Origin of the sequence: Sphingomonas sp. 22176 (assembly GCF_052045505.1) — a bacterium.
Lineage (GTDB): Bacteria > Pseudomonadota > Alphaproteobacteria > Sphingomonadales > Sphingomonadaceae > Sphingomonas.
In genome coordinates this window covers 147870-163480 of sequence record NZ_JBQEPL010000008.1, presented here as the reverse complement: position 1 = coordinate 163480, position 15611 = coordinate 147870, and the positions used below count along the sequence as shown (strand labels likewise).

12 protein-coding genes and 2 pseudogenes are annotated in these 15611 nt (G+C 66.4%); 7 read left to right on the top strand and 7 right to left on the bottom strand.

All coding sequences use genetic code 11. The features are described 5' to 3' along the window. From ACTJKY_RS19455 to ACTJKY_RS19445, 3 genes and pseudogenes are all read left to right on the top strand, one after another. Positions 1 to 1372: pseudogene (locus ACTJKY_RS19455) on the top strand (glycoside hydrolase family 31 protein); the annotation flags it as partial. Next, the gene (locus ACTJKY_RS19450; RefSeq protein WP_440847745.1) at positions 1372 to 1875 is read left to right on the top strand and encodes a MarR family winged helix-turn-helix transcriptional regulator; all 504 of its coding nucleotides are present in this window, start codon (positions 1372 to 1374) and stop codon (positions 1873 to 1875) included. The pseudogene ACTJKY_RS19455 and the gene ACTJKY_RS19450, both read left to right, overlap by 1 nt. Further along, entirely contained in the window at positions 1872 to 3761 is a 1890-nt protein-coding gene (locus ACTJKY_RS19445) for an NmrA family NAD(P)-binding protein (RefSeq protein ID WP_440847744.1), read from the top strand. The genes ACTJKY_RS19450 and ACTJKY_RS19445 overlap by 4 nt, the downstream gene beginning before the upstream one ends. Here the strand turns inward: ACTJKY_RS19445 and ACTJKY_RS19440 are convergent. From ACTJKY_RS19440 to ACTJKY_RS19430, 3 genes and pseudogenes are all read right to left on the bottom strand, one after another. Beyond that, positions 3723 to 4388 carry an SDR family NAD(P)-dependent oxidoreductase gene (locus ACTJKY_RS19440; protein ID WP_440847743.1) on the bottom strand — a complete coding sequence of 222 codons (666 nt, stop codon included), beginning with the start codon at positions 4386 to 4388 and terminating at the stop codon, positions 3723 to 3725. The two genes, ACTJKY_RS19445 and ACTJKY_RS19440, sit on opposite strands and share 39 nt — an antisense overlap. 34 nt (positions 4389 to 4422) lie before the next feature. Next, positions 4423 to 4692, bottom strand: a pseudogene (locus ACTJKY_RS19435) (SDR family NAD(P)-dependent oxidoreductase); the annotation flags it as partial. A gap of 127 nt (positions 4693 to 4819) precedes the next feature. Continuing rightward, positions 4820 to 5542 carry an SDR family NAD(P)-dependent oxidoreductase gene (locus ACTJKY_RS19430; protein WP_440847742.1) on the bottom strand — a complete coding sequence of 241 codons (723 nt, stop codon included), beginning with the start codon at positions 5540 to 5542 and terminating at the stop codon, positions 4820 to 4822. Positions 5543 to 5632: 90 nt separating this feature from the next. On the opposite strand from ACTJKY_RS19430, the gene ACTJKY_RS19425 reads away from it, so the two are divergent. Beyond that, complete coding sequence (locus ACTJKY_RS19425) at positions 5633 to 6019, top strand: winged helix-turn-helix transcriptional regulator (protein WP_440847741.1); 387 nt, start codon at positions 5633 to 5635, stop codon at positions 6017 to 6019. 174 nt (positions 6020 to 6193) lie between these two features. Here ACTJKY_RS19425 and ACTJKY_RS19420 read toward each other — a convergent pair whose 3' ends face one another. From ACTJKY_RS19420 to ACTJKY_RS19410, 3 genes are all read right to left on the bottom strand, one after another. Then, positions 6194 to 9307 carry an efflux RND transporter permease subunit gene (locus ACTJKY_RS19420; protein ID WP_440847740.1) on the bottom strand — a complete coding sequence of 1038 codons (3114 nt, stop codon included), beginning with the start codon at positions 9305 to 9307 and terminating at the stop codon, positions 6194 to 6196. Beyond that, on the bottom strand, positions 9304 to 10275 hold the full coding sequence (locus ACTJKY_RS19415) for an efflux RND transporter periplasmic adaptor subunit (RefSeq protein ID WP_440847739.1): 972 nt from the start codon (positions 10273 to 10275) through the stop codon (positions 9304 to 9306). The genes ACTJKY_RS19420 and ACTJKY_RS19415 overlap by 4 nt, the downstream gene beginning before the upstream one ends. 180 nt (positions 10276 to 10455) lie before the next feature. Further along, positions 10456 to 11070, bottom strand: a complete 615-nt coding sequence (locus ACTJKY_RS19410) for a TetR/AcrR family transcriptional regulator (protein WP_440847738.1) — start codon at positions 11068 to 11070, stop codon at positions 10456 to 10458. Positions 11071 to 11161: 91 nt separating this feature from the next. On the opposite strand from ACTJKY_RS19410, the gene ACTJKY_RS19405 reads away from it, so the two are divergent. Both ACTJKY_RS19405 and ACTJKY_RS19400 read left to right on the top strand, forming a co-directional pair. Continuing rightward, complete coding sequence (locus tag ACTJKY_RS19405) at positions 11162 to 12619, top strand: efflux transporter outer membrane subunit (protein WP_440847737.1); 1458 nt, start codon at positions 11162 to 11164, stop codon at positions 12617 to 12619. Positions 12620 to 12717: 98 nt separating this feature from the next. Beyond that, complete coding sequence (locus tag ACTJKY_RS19400) at positions 12718 to 13509, top strand: oxidoreductase (RefSeq protein WP_440847736.1); 792 nt, start codon at positions 12718 to 12720, stop codon at positions 13507 to 13509. 224 nt (positions 13510 to 13733) lie between these two features. Here ACTJKY_RS19400 and ACTJKY_RS19395 read toward each other — a convergent pair whose 3' ends face one another. Continuing rightward, positions 13734 to 14600: an SDR family oxidoreductase gene (locus tag ACTJKY_RS19395; protein ID WP_440847735.1), complete on the bottom strand. Its 867-nt coding sequence runs from the start codon at positions 14598 to 14600 to the stop codon at positions 13734 to 13736. Positions 14601 to 14701: 101 nt separating this feature from the next. Here ACTJKY_RS19395 and ACTJKY_RS19390 point away from each other — a divergent pair, with 101 nt between their 5' ends. Continuing rightward, positions 14702 to 15595 (top strand): LysR family transcriptional regulator, encoded by an 894-nt coding sequence (locus ACTJKY_RS19390; protein WP_440847734.1) that lies wholly within the window; start codon positions 14702 to 14704, stop codon positions 15593 to 15595. The last annotated feature ends 16 nt before the right edge of the window (positions 15596 to 15611 follow it).

The window sequence follows — 15611 nt, the reverse complement described above, 5'->3', positions numbered from 1 at the left end:
CCCTTCATGGTGACGAACAAGGGCTATGGCATCGTGTGGGACAATCCGTCCGCCACAACCGTGTCGCCGGGCCTCAACAACAGCACGCACTGGCAGTCCAAGGTCGGGGAGCGCGTGTCGTTCTTCATCATCACCGGCGACACGACTGACCAGCTCTATGCGGGCTATGCCAAGCTGACCGGCAGCACACCCCTGCCCCCAAGGCGGCGTTCGGCCTGATCCAGTCCAAGGCCCGCTACGAAAGCCAGGCCGAGCTGCTCGGCATCGCGGAGGGCTATCGCAAGCGCAACCTGCCGCTCGACGTGATGGTCCTCGACTGGTTCTACTGGACCCGGATGGGGCGGCTCGACATCGACCGCACCTACTTCCCCGACCCGAAGGGCATGAACGACACGCTGCGCGGCCTGGGCATGCGTTCGATCATCAGCGTGTGGCCGCGGTTCGAGCGGGAATCGCGCTATTACGACTTCCTCGCTGCCAAGGGCTGGTTGCTGCACGACAAGCACGGCAGCGTCGTCGACGGCCTGCCCGTTCGCGCCGACCGCGCCGGCGCGCTGCTCGATTCTACCGCTCCCGAGGCCCGCGCGGGTTCTGGGGCAAGATCCGCGACAATATCGCCTCGCAGGGGTTCGACTGGTTCTGGCTCGACGAAACCGAACCGGATCTGGTGCCGGACGGCCACTTCTATTCGATCGGGTCGGGCGACCGCTACCACAACCTGTTCCCGCTGGTGCACACCAGCGGCGTCGCGGAAGGATCGGCACGCGACCGGCCGAACCTGCGCAACCTGATCCTCTCCCGGGCCGCCTATCTTGGCACCCAGCGTAACGGTGCGCTGTTCTGGTCGTCCGACGTGCAGTCGACCTGGGAAGCGCTCCGCCGCCAGGTGCCGGCAGGCCTCGGCTTCACCGCGACCGGCCTTGCCTATTGGAGCAGCGATACCGGCGGCTGGCAGGATCCATCCGGGCCCAAGGCCGAGCGGGCTCCGCTGCTCGACCCTGCCGGCGCGACTGCGATGCCACCGTCCTATGCCGATTATCCCGAGCTGTTCACGCGCTGGTTCGCCTATAACAGCTTCACGCCGACGCTGCGCATCCACGGCCAGCGGGCGGGGACGGCGCTTTGGCAATATGGCGCAGCTGCCGAGCCGGTGCTCGCCAACTTCCTGCGGCTGCGCTACGCGCTGGTGCCGTATCTCTATTCGCTGGGATTCCGGACCTACAAGACCAGCGCGCCGTTCATGCGCGCATTGTTCATGGAATTCCCCAACGATCCCGCCGTGGCCACGATCGGCGACGAATATATGTTCGGCCCGGCCTTCCTCGTCGCCCCCGTCACCGAGCAGGGCGTGTCTTCTGTCATTATTCCCGCATGACTGACGAAAAATCGACACCACAGGGAGACCGCGAGCGGGTCATTCAGGTTCGCGATCTTATCGTTGAGGTGTTCGGCGCCAGCGGGAATCTGATCGAAACCGGCAACCGCCTGACCCATCCGCTGGGGATCACCAGTGCCTTGTGGCAGGTGATGGGCGCGCTGGGTTTCGCGTGCGAACCCTTGTCGGTGCCGATGATCGCCAAGCGCATGGGGCTTACCCGTCAATCGGTACAGCGCAACGTCGACCTGCTGATCGAGCGTGGGCTGGTTTCGCTGGAAGCCAACCCGCGACATCGCAGGTCGGCGCTGGCCTGCCTGACCGAAGCGGGGCGGGCAACGCTCGACCAGATCGATGCCCGTCACCAGCCGCTGTCGTTGGGGATCGCCGACGCGATCGGTGACGCTCGTATCGCCGACGCGCTGCGGGTCCTGCGCGAAATGAACGCAATCTTGGACATGGCGGCGACGGAAGCCGACGATCAGGGAGCATGTGCATGATATTCCTAACCGGCGCCACGGGCAGCATTGGCGGCAATCTCGCACGCATCCTCGCGGCTCGCGGCGTGAAGGCAAAGGCGCTCGTCCGCAAGGCCGAGGACGCGCAACGCCTGCGCGCCATGGGGCATGATCCCGTGATCGGCGATCTCGCCACGCCCGATGCGCTGGTGGCCGCGTTGTCCGGCTGCGACACGCTGATCCTGCTGCCGCCGCCCCTCAAAAACCAGATCGAGCTGGAAGCCAATGCGCTGTCGGCCGCTTGCGACGCGGGGCTGTCGCGCGTCGTGAAGATTTCGGCCGGCGATGCCAACATCGCCTCTCCGGTGCCCTGGGCTAAGGCGCACGCGCTGGGCGAACTGGCCCTGCACCGTTCGGGGCTGCGCTGGACGATCCTGCGCGCGTCGGCATTCTACCAGAATTTCGAGAAGCTCGCGGTGCCGATCCGGAAGGGCGTGTCGCCCATCTCGGCCGGCAGCGGCAACGCCGCCTTCATCGATGCCGCCGACGTGGCCGAAGTCGCCGCGTGCGTGTTGCTCGAGCATGGCCAGGACGACGCGACCTATCACCTGACCGGGCCGCAGGCGCTGACGATGAAGGACATCGCCGCCGCCCTGTCGGCCGGTCGGGGCAAGCCCGTCCGCTACCTCGACTTGCCCGTGCCCTTGTATCGCGCTTCGCTGCGGTTCGCGGGGGTCGGTCGCTGGCTTCGGAACGGGCTGGTCGCCATATACCGCCGTCGTCGCCAAGGGGCACGACATTGCCGTGACGCAGGAGGTCCGTCGCATCACCGGCAGGCAGCCCAAGTCCTTCGCTACCTGGGCGGAGGAACACCGTGGCCAATTCTGCTGATACGGCGCCGAACGGATTCAGCCAGCATGCCTGAGCGCAGCGAGGCCCCCGTGGCAGGCGCACGGCGTCGCTCGGTTGGGGTACGGATCGCGCGCATGCTCGGGTTCGTTGTCGGCGTTTCGGCGCTGCTGGGCATCGGCGCGGTGTCGATCCCGGCGGTGCAGGATCGCCTTGTCGCCTTCTTCGTCGCCCGCCAGGCCAGCCGCGATCCAACCGCGCTGCCCAAGGATGGCCTGCGCGTTATCCTGTGCGGGGTCGCCGCGCCTTCTCCCAATCCGCATGCCCGCAGCTGTACCGTGGTGATCGCCGGCAAGCGCGTGTTCGTGATCGACGCAGGCGGTGGATCGGCCAACAATCTCGACCAGTGGCACTTCCCGACGGCGGGAATCTCGGCAATCCTGCTGACCCACTTCCATTCCGATCATATTGGCGATCTCGGCGAGTTCCGCCGCCTGTCCTGGGCGGAAGGGCGGCGCGAGCAATTGCCGGTCTATGGCCCCGACGGGGTGGAGCAGGTAGTGAACGGGTTCAACCTCGCCTTCGCGCAAGATGATGGCTATCGGGCGGCGCTGGACGGCGGTTCGGTGACCGGCGCCGGGCTGACGGCGCGTCCCTTCGGCCTGGCGAGCGCAGGTGAACAACGCGCGCATATGGGGCGGCGCATCCTGATCGATGATAGCGGGCTGAAGATCACTGCGTTTCAGGTGAACCACGAACCGGTCTATCCGGCCGTCGGCTACCGGTTCGACTATGGCGGCCGATCGGTGGTGGTATCCGGCGACACGGTTGCGACGGCCAACATGATTGCCATGGCCCGAGGTGCCGATCTGCTCGTCCATGAAGCGCCGAGCGCGGAAATGCTGCAGGCTGTCGCGCGAGGGTCGCTCGACGCCGGGCAGCCTGCACTGGCCGGGATGATGGGCAGGATCGCCACCTATCATACCACGCCCCGGCAGGCGGCGGCCATCGCCAATGCCGCGGACGTCCGCCTTCTGTGTTCAGCCACCTCGGACCGATGCCGCCGGACAATCTGCTGACGCGTTCCATTTTCCTGCGCGGCGTCGCTGCCGTGCGACCTTCCGATGCGTGGAAGCTCGGCACTGAAGGCATGACCATCGACCTGCCCGCAAAAAGCCTGCACATCGAGATATCGAACAGGCCCTGAAATCGGTCGGATGCCCTTCCGGGGGACCGACCGTTACCAGGGCGTTTCCCCGCCCGGTTCGACGAAGCGGCCCGTTTCCTCGGCGCCGAGCGCCCTCTTCGGGCGTCATGAAACCGCTATGTCCGGTCAGGTCGGTCTTCACATAGCCGGGCGCCACCGAATTGATAACGATACCGGTATCCTGCAACTCGGCGGCGAGCTGTACCGTCAGCATGTTCACCGCCGCCTTTGACGCATTGTAGCCGATGAGCCGGGCCGCGTAGTAGGGTGAGCTTGAATCGCCCATCACCGCCAGAGACCCTAGGGCGCTGGACAGGTTGACGATCCTGCCCTTGGGTGCTGCCTGCAGCAGCGGCAGCATCGCCTGGGTCACCGCGAGCGTGCCGATGAGTTGGTCTCCAAGATGCGACGCGCGGCTTCCGGGGTGCCGATGCCGGGGCGGGCCGTCCTGCGGATCGACGATGCCGGCGTTTGTTGACGAGAATGTCGAGCCGGCCATGCGCGCTACGGATCGTCTCGGCCGCTGCCGTGATGCTGGCAGGATCGGTGAGGTCGATCGCGACGGATTGCGCGGGCAACTCCTGTTCGGCGAGGCGGGCAATCGCTGCTTCGGCACCACCACTGTCGCGCACGCCGAGGATGACGTCGACCTCGGCCTGGGCAAGCTGACGGGCGATCTCCAGTCCAATTCCCTTATTGGCGCCGGTTACGAGGGCAAGGCGGCTATCGACACGAGCTATTCCTTTGATCTTGCCTGTAGAAGGCGCAAGATATGAAGGATCCTTCAGCTCGGGATTTCGCATATAGCATCGGCCGCACCCCGCCACTTGAGGCTGGCGCTCCGTCAGGTTGAGGCAGGTGTAGAGGCGGCTTGCGTTCGTCGCTTCGAGGATTCAGGCGCCGCGCGAACAGGCGGCGCCCTCGATCGCGCTATACCTGCCGCATACCGCCGTCGACGCAAAGTTCGGCCCCCGTGATGAAGCTGGCGTCGTCGCTAAGCAGAAATACCGCCGCGGACGCCACCTCGTCTACATGCGCCATTCGGCCAAGCGGAATGGGCGCGATCAGCGCCTGCCGCATCTCTTCGGACACCGCCGCCATCATGTCCGTATCGGTCGGCCCCGGGGCGACGACGTTGACGCGGATGCGGCGAGGCGCGAGTTCGGCCGCCCAGCTGCGCGCATAGGATCGCAGCGCCGCCTTCGTGGCGCCATAGGTGCTGAACGGCGTCACGCCCATCACGTCCGCGATCGACCCGACCAGCACCACCGACGCCCCATCCTTCATCGCGGGCAGCGCCGCCTGGATACCGAACAGCGCGCCGCGCACGTTAACCGCGAAATGCCGGTCGAAGTGCTCGCCTGTTTCCTCGGCAATCGTTGCCGGCTCCGAAAGCCCGGCATTCAGCACCAGCACGTCGATCCTTCCGTGGAGACGCCTGGCTTCGGCCATGACCCGCTCCAGATCGGCCTGGCTTGCCGCATCTGCCTGAATGCCTTGTGCTGACGCGCCGATGGTTTCTGCGGCAGCTACGACTTTGTCGGGCTTCCGACCGGTCACGAGGACCGTCGCGCCCTCCATCGAGAGCCTGCGGGCGATCGCGAGACCGATCCCCTTCGCCCCGCTGACAACCACTGCGATCTTGTCCGTCATCCTTGCCATCGTCCGTCCTTCCATTCGAGACGGCAACGCAGATATATGTGGCATATCTGATATCAAGAACGCATCTGGAGTGGCGTAGATATGCCGGATGATACCGATCTGCATGCCCTGTCACACCAGGCGATGCTGGACGTGCCCCGGATCCGTCCCGTGCTCGACAAGATCGCCGACAAGTGGACGATCATGATCCTGACCGTGCTGTGCCCGCAACCGGCGCGCTTCAATGAGATAAAGCGGCGGCTGGACGGCATCACCCACAAATCGCTCGCGGACGCGCTGAAGCGTCTCGAACGCCATGGACTGGTGACCCGCACGGTAATCCCGACGACGCCGATCGGGGTCGTCTATGCGATCACTCCCTTGGGACACTCGCTTCGTGGGCCCTTTGAAGCGCTGTGCTCCTGGGCATTGGCGCATGAGCGGGTCATGGCGGATGCCGCAACCGCTTACGATCGATCACGGACATAGCAAAACTGGACGGTCTCGGCTGAAGGGTTCGCACCTTGCAACGATGCAACCAGTGCCGGACGACGGTTACTCCCCGGGGAGTGTAGATCACCAATCTCAGCGCTGAGTCATCGTTAGCCTGGAAGCTCGCATGGTCGTAGTCAACAGCTTGTCCTCGTATTGTCGGGAGGTTCATCAAGAAGGTGAAAGGTCTTTGTGGCTTTCGTGCAAACCCTTCTTCGCGGGGCGGATCCGGAACCACAGCGCGTAGAGTGCGGGCAGGAAGAGAAGCGTCAGGACCGTGCCGCCGAGCGTCCCGCCGATCAGCGTCACCGCCATCGAGCCCCAGAAAACCGACTGGATCAGCGGCACGAAGGCCAGCACTGCCGCCAGCGCGGTCAGGATCACCGGCCGCGAGCGCTGGACGGTCGCCTCCACCACCGCGTCGTAGGGCGTCATGCCCAGTTTCTCGTTGTCGTGGATCTGGCCGATCAGGATCAGCGTGTTGCGCATCAGGATGCCTGCCAGCGCGATCAGTCCAAGGATCGCGTTGAACCCGAAGGGCTGGCCGGTCACCAGCAACGTCGGCACTACGCCGATCAGGCCGAGCGGCGCGGTGGAGAGCACGATGCCCATCGCCGAGAGGCTGCGCACTTGCAGGATGATCACAATCATCATCAGGAAGATCATGATCGGGAAGATCGGCGCCAGGGCGGCATTCGCCTTGCCCGCTTCCTCGATCGAGCCCGCCATGTCGATGCGGTACCCGCTCGGCAGGCTCCGGACGATCGGCTGCAGCTTGGCGAACATCGCCGTCGAGACGTCGGGCGGCTGCAGCCCGTTGGCGATGTCGCCGCGCACGGTGATGGTCGGCAGGCGATCACGGCGCTGGAGCATGGGATCTTCCATCCGCACCTCGATCTTGCCGATCTGACTGACCGGCACGCGCTGGCCGTTCGCGCCCATCAGCTGGTAGTTGCCGATCCGGGCGGGATCGAGCCGATCGGTGCCGGCCGAGCGGGCCACGACTTCCACCGAGCGGATGTCCTCGCGCACTTGGGCAACGGACGCGCCGTTCAGCAGGAACTGGAGCTGGTCGGCGACGTCGCTGGAGGTGAGGCCGAACGCCCGGAGCCGTTCCTGGTCGAGCACGAAGTGGAGTGCAGGTGCGCGCTCGCCCCAATCGCTGTTGACCGTGCGCAGCATCGAATCGGCCTGCATTACACCCTGCACCCGCTCAGCAATGCCGCGTACGGTCGTGAGGTCGGGGCCGGCGACCCGGAAGGCGACGGGGAAGGGCGAGGGCGGACCGAACACCAGCTGGGTGGCGCGGACGCGCGCCGCCGGGGCCAGTCCGTTGGCCACCGCCTGCCGCAGCCTCAGCTTCAGCCGGTCGCGCGCTGCCTCGTCGGGCGTGCGGACGACGACCTTGGCGAAGGACGGATCGGGCAGCTCGGGCGAGAGCGCCATGAAGAAGCGCGGCGCACCCTGACCGATGTACGCGGTGACAATCTTCGATTCCGGCTGTTTCTGCAGCCATGCCTCGACCTGGGCCGTTGCCGCGCTGGTCTGGGCGAACGCGGTGCCCTTGGGCATCTGGACCTCAACGAGCAGCTCCGGGCGATCCGAGGTGGGGAAGAACTGCTTCTTCACGAACGGCATGCCCGCGCCCGCGACGAGGAACGCGCCGACGGTGAGCAGCGTGACCAGCTTCTTGTGGTGGACCGCCCAGGCGATGATGCCGCGCACGCGCTGGTAGCGCGGCGTCTGGTAGATGGCGTGATGGCCGCCTTCCACCGGCTTGATGTGGGGCAGCATCTTCACGCCCATATAGGGGGTGAAGATCACCGCGACGAACCACGACGCGATCAGCGCGAAGCCGACCACCCAGAAGATGTTGCCGGCATATTCGCCCGCAGTCGACTGGGCGAAGCCGACCGGCATAAGCCCGATCACCGTGACCAGCGTGCCCGCCAGCATTGGCGCGGCGGTGTGGCTCCAGGCATAGGCGGAGGCGCGGATGCGGTCATACCCTTCCTCCATCTTCACCACCATCATCTCGATCGCGATGATCGCATCGTCGACCAGCAGGCCTAGCGCGAGGATCAGTGCGCCGAGCGTGATGCGGTCGAGCACGCGGCCTGTCGCCCACATCACCACCAGCGCGATCGCCAGCGTCAGCGGTACGGCGGCGGCTACCACCAGGCCGACGCGCCAGCCCAAGCTGATCAGGCTGACGATCATCACGATCGCCAGTGCCTCGAAGAAGGTGTGCATGAACTGGTCGACGGCTTCGCTGATGTTCACTGCTTGGTCGGTAACCGGAGTCAGGGTCATGCCGAGCGGCAGTTCCTTCTGCACCTTGGCCACTTCGGCATTCAGCGCCTTGCCCAGATCGAGGCCATTCCAGCCTTCGCGCATGACGACGCCGAGTAGCAGCGCGGGCTCGCCGCCGCTGCGGATCAGGAAGGTGGCGGGGTCCTCATAGCCGCGATCGACCTTTGCGATTTCCGACAGGCGCAGGCTGTTGCCGTTGACCATGATCGGCAGGTCGCGGATCTTCGACAGGTCGTCGAACGCGCCATCGAGGCGGATCGCGACCTGCTGGCCCTTGGTCTCGATCGAGCCGGCGGGGGTGACGAGGTTCTGCTTCGCTAGAGCGCCGAAGATGTCGCGCATCGAAACGCCGAGCGTCGCCAGCCGCTGCTCGGTGAACTCGACATAAATGCGCTGCGGCTGTTCGCCGACGATGTTGATCTTGTTGACGCCGGGTACGTGCAGCAGCCGCTGGCGCAGCGTTTCCGCCTCGCGGGCGAGGTTGCGCTGGGGTTCGCCCTTGGCCTTCAGCGCGTAGAGCGCGAAGGTCACGTCGCCATATTCGTCGTTGACGAACGGGCCCATCACGCCGCGCGGCAGCTTGGCCGTCTCGTCGCCCATCTTCTTGCGGGCCTGGTAGAATTGCTCCGGCACTTCCGCTGGCGGCGTACTGTCGCGCAGCGTCAATGTGGTGAAGGCTAGGCCGGAGCGGGTGAAGGTCTCGCTGCGATCATAGTAGCGCAGCTCCTGCAGCCGCTTTTCCAGCGGCTCGGCCACCTGGTCCTGCATTTCCTGCGCGGTGGCGCCGGGCCAGGCGGTGACCACGGTCATCACCTTGATGGTGAAGCCGGGATCCTCGGCACGTCCGAGCTTGAGGAACGCGATCGTGCCCGCCGCGATGATCGCGATCAGGAAGAACAAGGTGACGGCGCGCTCGCGTACGGCGAGTGCGGAAAGGTTGAAGCCGCGCTTCTCGGGTTCGCCGCCGCTCACTTGGCAGTCCCTTCGATACGGACGGGCTGTCCTTCGTGCAGCATGTGCGCACCCATCGCGATGATCCGGTCCGAAGGCTGGAAGCTGGCGGCGATCCGCGCCGTTTCCTCGCCGAGGCCGACGATGCGCACCGCACGCCAGGCCACGCTCGGTTGCGTGCCCGGGCGGACCACCCAAACGCCGGCGCCGTGTCCGGTGTCGCGGATCGCGCCCAGCGGCACTTCGGTGGTGACGCCTTCGCGGGCGCCGGCGAGCGTCAGCTTGACGGTCGCGCCCAGGGGGGCGCGCGCCGCGCTGCCCGCCAGCACAAAGCGCGCCTCGAAGGTGCGGGACGCGGGGTTGGCGGCGTCGGAGAGCTGCCGCAGCGTGGCTGATCCGGTGCCGCCGTCATAGGTGCGGGCGGTAGCGGTGGCGCCGATCGCGGGGCGCAGATCCTCCGGCAGCTGGATCAGCGCCTCGCGCGGTCCGGCGCGCGCGACGCGCACCACGACCTGTCCGGCGACGACCACCTGGCCCGGTTCGGCGATCGTTTCCATGACCGTGCCGTCGGCATCGGCCAGCAGCACGCCATAGGCAGCACCATTGCGCGCGATGCCGGCCTGGGCCTGCGCCGCGCGCAGTTGCGCCGCCGCGACATCGGCCGCCGCCTTGGCCTTGTCATAGGTGGAGGCGGAGATGGCGCCCGCCGCGACGAGATCGCGCAGTCGGCGCTCGTCGGCGGCGGTCTGCTGCGCGCTTGCCCGCGCGGCGTCGACGGTCTTGTTCGAAGCCTGGGTGGCGAGCGCGAGATCGGTTATGTCCAGCCGCATCAGCGGCTGCCCGCGGCGCACGACGTCGCCGGCATTGACCAGTCGCTCGGTGATCTTGCCCGCTACGCGGAAGCCCAGATCGCTCTGCACCCGCGCCGCGACGACGCCGGTGAACTCGCGGGTGCCGGCCTGCGCCGCCTGCGGCGCGATCGTACGCACCAGCGGGGGATCGGTGCGCGGATCTGGTTCGGCATGCGAGCACGCCGCGAGCGCCAGCAGAAGTGAAACGCGAACCGCCCTAAGGGGGGCGAGAAAATGATCCGACACCTACGAATCCTCCAAAAAGCTGGAGCGTAGATGTTTTCATGTGACCATATTGTCAATACGTCACTACGCGGATCAGGGGGCTAGGCTCCGCAGGATCAGCCCGGTGAGCTCGGTCTGGGCATCCGGCAACAGGTCCAGATTTCGTTCCAGATGAAGGGGATCGACGAACGGCATCATCGCGTAGAAGATCGCGCGGCACGTTTCGTCCAGCGGCGTCTTGCGTTCGAATTCGCCGCGCTCGCGGCCTTCGCGCACGATCTCGGCGATCAGCAGCTTGAGCGCTTCGACATAGGCTTGCGCCGAGCCCCATTTCTCGGCGGCGGCGGACGCAGCGATTTCGTAGATCTTGCGATCGTCGAAGAATAGTTCGACGCTCTTGGTTGTAAGGCCCTTGAAAAACCGCCTGAACTTGTCCGTTGCGCTTTCGCCTTCAGCGGTCGCGGTTTTCGCGGCGTCGAGGATCCGCGCCAGTCGCGCGCTGCAGATTGCCTCGCCGATCGCCTGCTTCGATTCGAAGAATCGATAGATATACGCCTTCGAGAAGCCGATCTCCCGCGCAAGGTCTGCCACCGTGGTCTTGCCATAGCCGTAGCGCGCGAAACAGTCGTTCGCCGCTTCGATGATCTGGTCGCGGACGGCATGTTCGGCCGGGCCGCGAGCGGGCGAAGGGGAGGATGGTTCGGTCATCCGTGCCACATAAGGAAACTTCCCTGGATTGACAAACTGTGACCAAAGTATACATCGGTCACATACGCACTCCTCGTCCTCAGGTGATCCCATGCGCGTCTCGCGATCTGCCCTCTCCCTTTCCGTCACGGCCCTGCTGTTGAGCGGTTGCGCGGTCGGGCCGCGCTATGTCGCCCCGGTCAGCACCGCGCCGGCGCAGTTCGCCTATGGGCGGGCGGTGGAAGCGCGTGCCGCTGGCAGCGATGCCGCGCTGGTCGACTGGTGGCGCGCGTTCAACGATCCTGCCCTTACCGCCCTGGTGGAGCGCGCGGTTGCGCAGAATCTCGACCTGCAGCAGGCTGTGGCGCGGGTGTCGCAGGCCCGGGCGTCGCTGAAGGGCGCCAATGCCGCGCTGCTGCCGGTGGGGCAGGTGAGCGGCCAGGCTGGCCAGCTCTACCAGTCGAAGGAAACCCCGATCGGCCGGCTTGCCAGTGCCTTCCCCCAGTTCGAACGCTCGACCGAAAGCTACGAGCTGGATGTCGGCGCCAGCTGGGAGCTGGACCTGTTCGGCGGGCGGGATGCGACGCGGGATGCGGCGCGTGCGGAGTGGCAGGCCTCGGCCGCCGGTGCGCAGGCGGCAAGGCTCGCCGTCATTGCGCAGACGGCCGACACCTATATCCAGATCCGCGCGCTGCAGGCGCGGCTCGGCATTGCGCGCGATCAGGTCAAGGCCCAGCAGGGGCTCACCGATCTGGTCCACCTCCAGTACCAGAAGGGTGTCGCGGCGGAGTTGCAGCTCCGCCAGGTCGAAGGGGCGCTGGGCCAGTTGCGGTCTGCGCTTCCGGCGCTCCAGAACCAGCTCGACGTGACGATGAACGCGCTCGACATTCTGGTGGGCGAACAGCCGGGCACCGCGCGTGCCACCCTCGGCGCCGACGCGCCCGTTCCCGCGCCGCCGTCGATCTCGGCCGCGGGCGGTCCGGCGGCGCTGGTTCGGCGCCGGCCGGACATCATCGCCGCCGAGCGCCTGCTTGCTGCCTCGAATGCGCGGATCGGCGCCGCGATGTCCGAATATTACCCCAAATTCTCGCTGAGCGCGCTGCTCGGCACCGCGACGACCAGCACTGCCGGCCTGTTCGGCGTCGGCGCGACCCAGGCCAATGGCGTGCTGGGGCTTCGATGGCGGCTGTTCGATTTCGGCCGCGTCGATGCCGAGATCCGCGCTGCCAAGGGGCGCAATGCCGAGCTGCTCGCCGCCTATCGCCAGACGGTGCTCCGCGCCTCGCAGGATGTCGAGGATGCCTTTTCGACGCTCGTCCAGCAGGAAGCCCGGGCCGAGGCGCTCGCCCAGGCGGAATCGTCGCTCGCCCGCGCCCGAAGCGCGTCGTTCGCCGCGTACGAGGGTGGTGCGGTCAGCCTGATCGAGGTGCTCGACGCGGATCGCAGCCTGCTTGAGGCACGCGATGGCGTAGTGCAGGCGCGGGCGGCGGCAAGCCGGGGCGCGGTGGCATCGTTTCGCGCGCTGGGTGGGGGCTGGGATCCTGCCGGGCCTCGCATGGCAAGCAAGTAACGTGTCGGCATCTGCCGCCACACGGCTCCCAAACTCCTGAAACCACGCCCGCCTGGCGGGCGATCTGAGGAAAGCAAGCAATGGCTACAATCGAGGCAATGCCGGTGGCGCTCGTCACCGGCGCATCGTCAGGCATCGGGCTCGCGACTGCACAGGCGCTGCGCGGCGCAGGCTACCGGGTGTTCGGAACCGGTCGCCGGGCAAACGGATACACCAAGGACGGCGTCACCATGCTCGCTTGTGACGTCACCAGCGATGCCTCGGTCGCGGCGACGGTCGCCGCCGTGCTGGAACGCGCCGGACGGATCGATCTTCTGGTCAACAATGCCGGCTTCGGCATTGCGGGGGCAGCAGAGGAGACCTCGCTCGAGCAGACCCGTCAGCTGTTCGAGGTGAATCTCTTCGGTCTGATCCGCATGACCCAGGCGGTGCTGCCGCACATGCGGGACGCGGGCAGGGGGCGGATCCTCAACATCAGCTCTGCCTTCGGCTTCATGCCGGCGCCCTACATGGCCGTCTATGCGGCCAGCAAGCACGCCGTAGAAGGCTATTCCCAGTCGCTCGACCATGAGGTGCGCAGTTTCGGCATTCGGGCAATCGCGGTGGAGCCAGCGAACACCAAGACAGCGTTCGACGCCAACCTTGCCTATGGCGACCGACATCTCGACGCCTATGCCACGACGCGCCCGATGGTCCACTTCATGCTCAAGGGCATGATGGAAACAGGAGATGAGGCGAAGGTGGTGGCGGATGCGGTCGTGGCCGCTGCGTTGTCACGCAAGCCCCGTCTCCGCTGGCCTGCGGGCAAGGGCAAGAAGTTCAGTCTGCTCCGCCGCTTCGTGCCCGACGGGGCGTTTGACAAGAGCCTGCGCAAGCAATTGGGGCTCTGAGAAAGGGCACCTGTGAGCGGGGGACTGCCCTGCACGCCATCATTGCAAGAACGTTCGCGATCAAAGCAGCCGCTATGCGGGCTGCGACAGCAGCACTGAGATATGCTCGATGCGCACGTGCGACACCACCGATATTCGCCCGTGTTCGGCAGGTAAGGAATTGTCCAGGCGTGCCGGCCGCCGGATGCGCGGTCCGGGAACCGGCAGGCCCAGGAAACGGCAGGTCAGGCCGCCGTCAATGCGACAGCGGTTTCCCGATAGCTGTACAACGGGCGGCCGAGCATCGCGATCAGGCGTTCGCGATCGCCGTCGTTCGGGATCATGCCGTCGCTGACATACCGCTCCGCCATCAACCGCATTTCATAGGCGGTCCAGCGTGGCAGGAACGTCGCCATCTGCTGCTCGAACCCACGCGGGTCGTCGCCGCCATAGACGATCGGGCGGCACAGCACATCGGACCAGATCGCGGCGACGCTCTCACCCGTGAGGGTATCGGGGCCGACGAGGTTGATCGTCTCGATCGGCAGCTTGCCCGGTGCGCGGTCGCGGTGAAGCAGCTCGCGCGCGGCGACCTCCGCGATGTCGCGCGTATCCACCATCGCGACGCCCTTGCTGCCGATCGGCATCGGATAGACACCGTGCTGCAGAATGACGTCCTTCACCATCGCTTCGTTGTCGATGAAATAGGTCGGCCGAAGGATCGTCGCGCCGAAATCCATTGCCGCCAGCATCCGCTCGGCACCCGACTTGACCGCAAAGTGCGGCACGTTGACCGCCCAGTCCGCGTCGAAGACCGAGAGGTAGACGATCCGATCCACCCCGGCCTCGCGGGCAAGATTGAGCGTGATGAGCGCCTGGGTGAATTCGTCGCCTGTCACGGCGTTCAGGAGGAACAGCGTGCGGACGCCAGCCAAGGCGGCACGCACGGCGTCGATGTCGAGCAGGTCGCCCTGCGCTACCTCGACGCCGGCCGGGAAGTCAGCCTTGGCAGGATCGCGGGTGAGAACGCGGACTTGCGCGTCGCGAGCGACGAGCTGGTCGACGACCTGGCGGCCAACGCGGCCAGTGGCACCGGTTACGAGAATGGTCATGGAATTTCTCCTTGGGTCTTGCTGACCCGAGGAAGATGCGTGATCCATGGGCGCGCAAATAGACGCGGATTCTGGACGAACCGTCTCACTGGTGGAACATCATGGACCTTCTTGCCCTCGCCGATTTCACGCTGGTCGCGCGCCATGGCGGCTTCGGCAAAGCGGCGCGCGCCGCCCGCCGGCCCAAGGCGACGCTCTCCCGCCGCGTGTCCGATCTGGAGGCGGCACTCGATCTTCGGTTGTTCGAGCGGGGGCAGCGGGACCTCAAGCTGACCGAGGAGGGGCGGGCGTTGTTCGAGCGCGCCGGCGCCCTACTGGCCGAACTGGAGGAAACGACCGCTGCTATCGCGCAGGGCAGCGCGCGCGTGCGGGGGCGCCTGCGGATCAGCACGCCGCTGCTCTTCTCGCAAACCGCAATGGGGCGGCTGGCAGCCGAATTCGCGCGCCGGTATCCCGAGGTCCAGCTGGAGGTCACCGCCGACGATCGCGCGGTCGACATGATCGAGGAGGGCTATGATCTGGTGATCCGCGTCGATCCAGCCGCAGACGATACGCTGGTCGGCCGGCCCTTCCTGCACGATCGGCTGGTGGTGGTGACGAGCGCACAACGGGCGCTGCCAGAAAGCGACGCGGTTCCTGCCGTGGTACGCGGCGGCGATCCTGCGCGGAACTGGATGGTCACCGGCACAAACGGCAAACACGAGATCGCGATCGATCCGGTGCTGCGGCTGTCGTCCATGGTGATGATCCGGGATGCGGTCCGCGCCGGAGCCGGGGCGGCACGGCTGCCGCTATCGCTGGTCAGCCGCGACATCGCCGCAAAGCGGCTGACGTGGTGGGGCGATGTGGCGGGCTCGGACATCGCCTTGTGGGCGCTATACCCTTCACGCCGCCTGCTGAGCGCCAGGGTGTCGGCGTTTCTGGACTTTCTGCGCGAGGCTTTCCCAAACGGAACGCCGGAAGAGTTGGCCGCCTATCTCGGCGACCAGTGCTGATCGGGGGCGAAGGCGT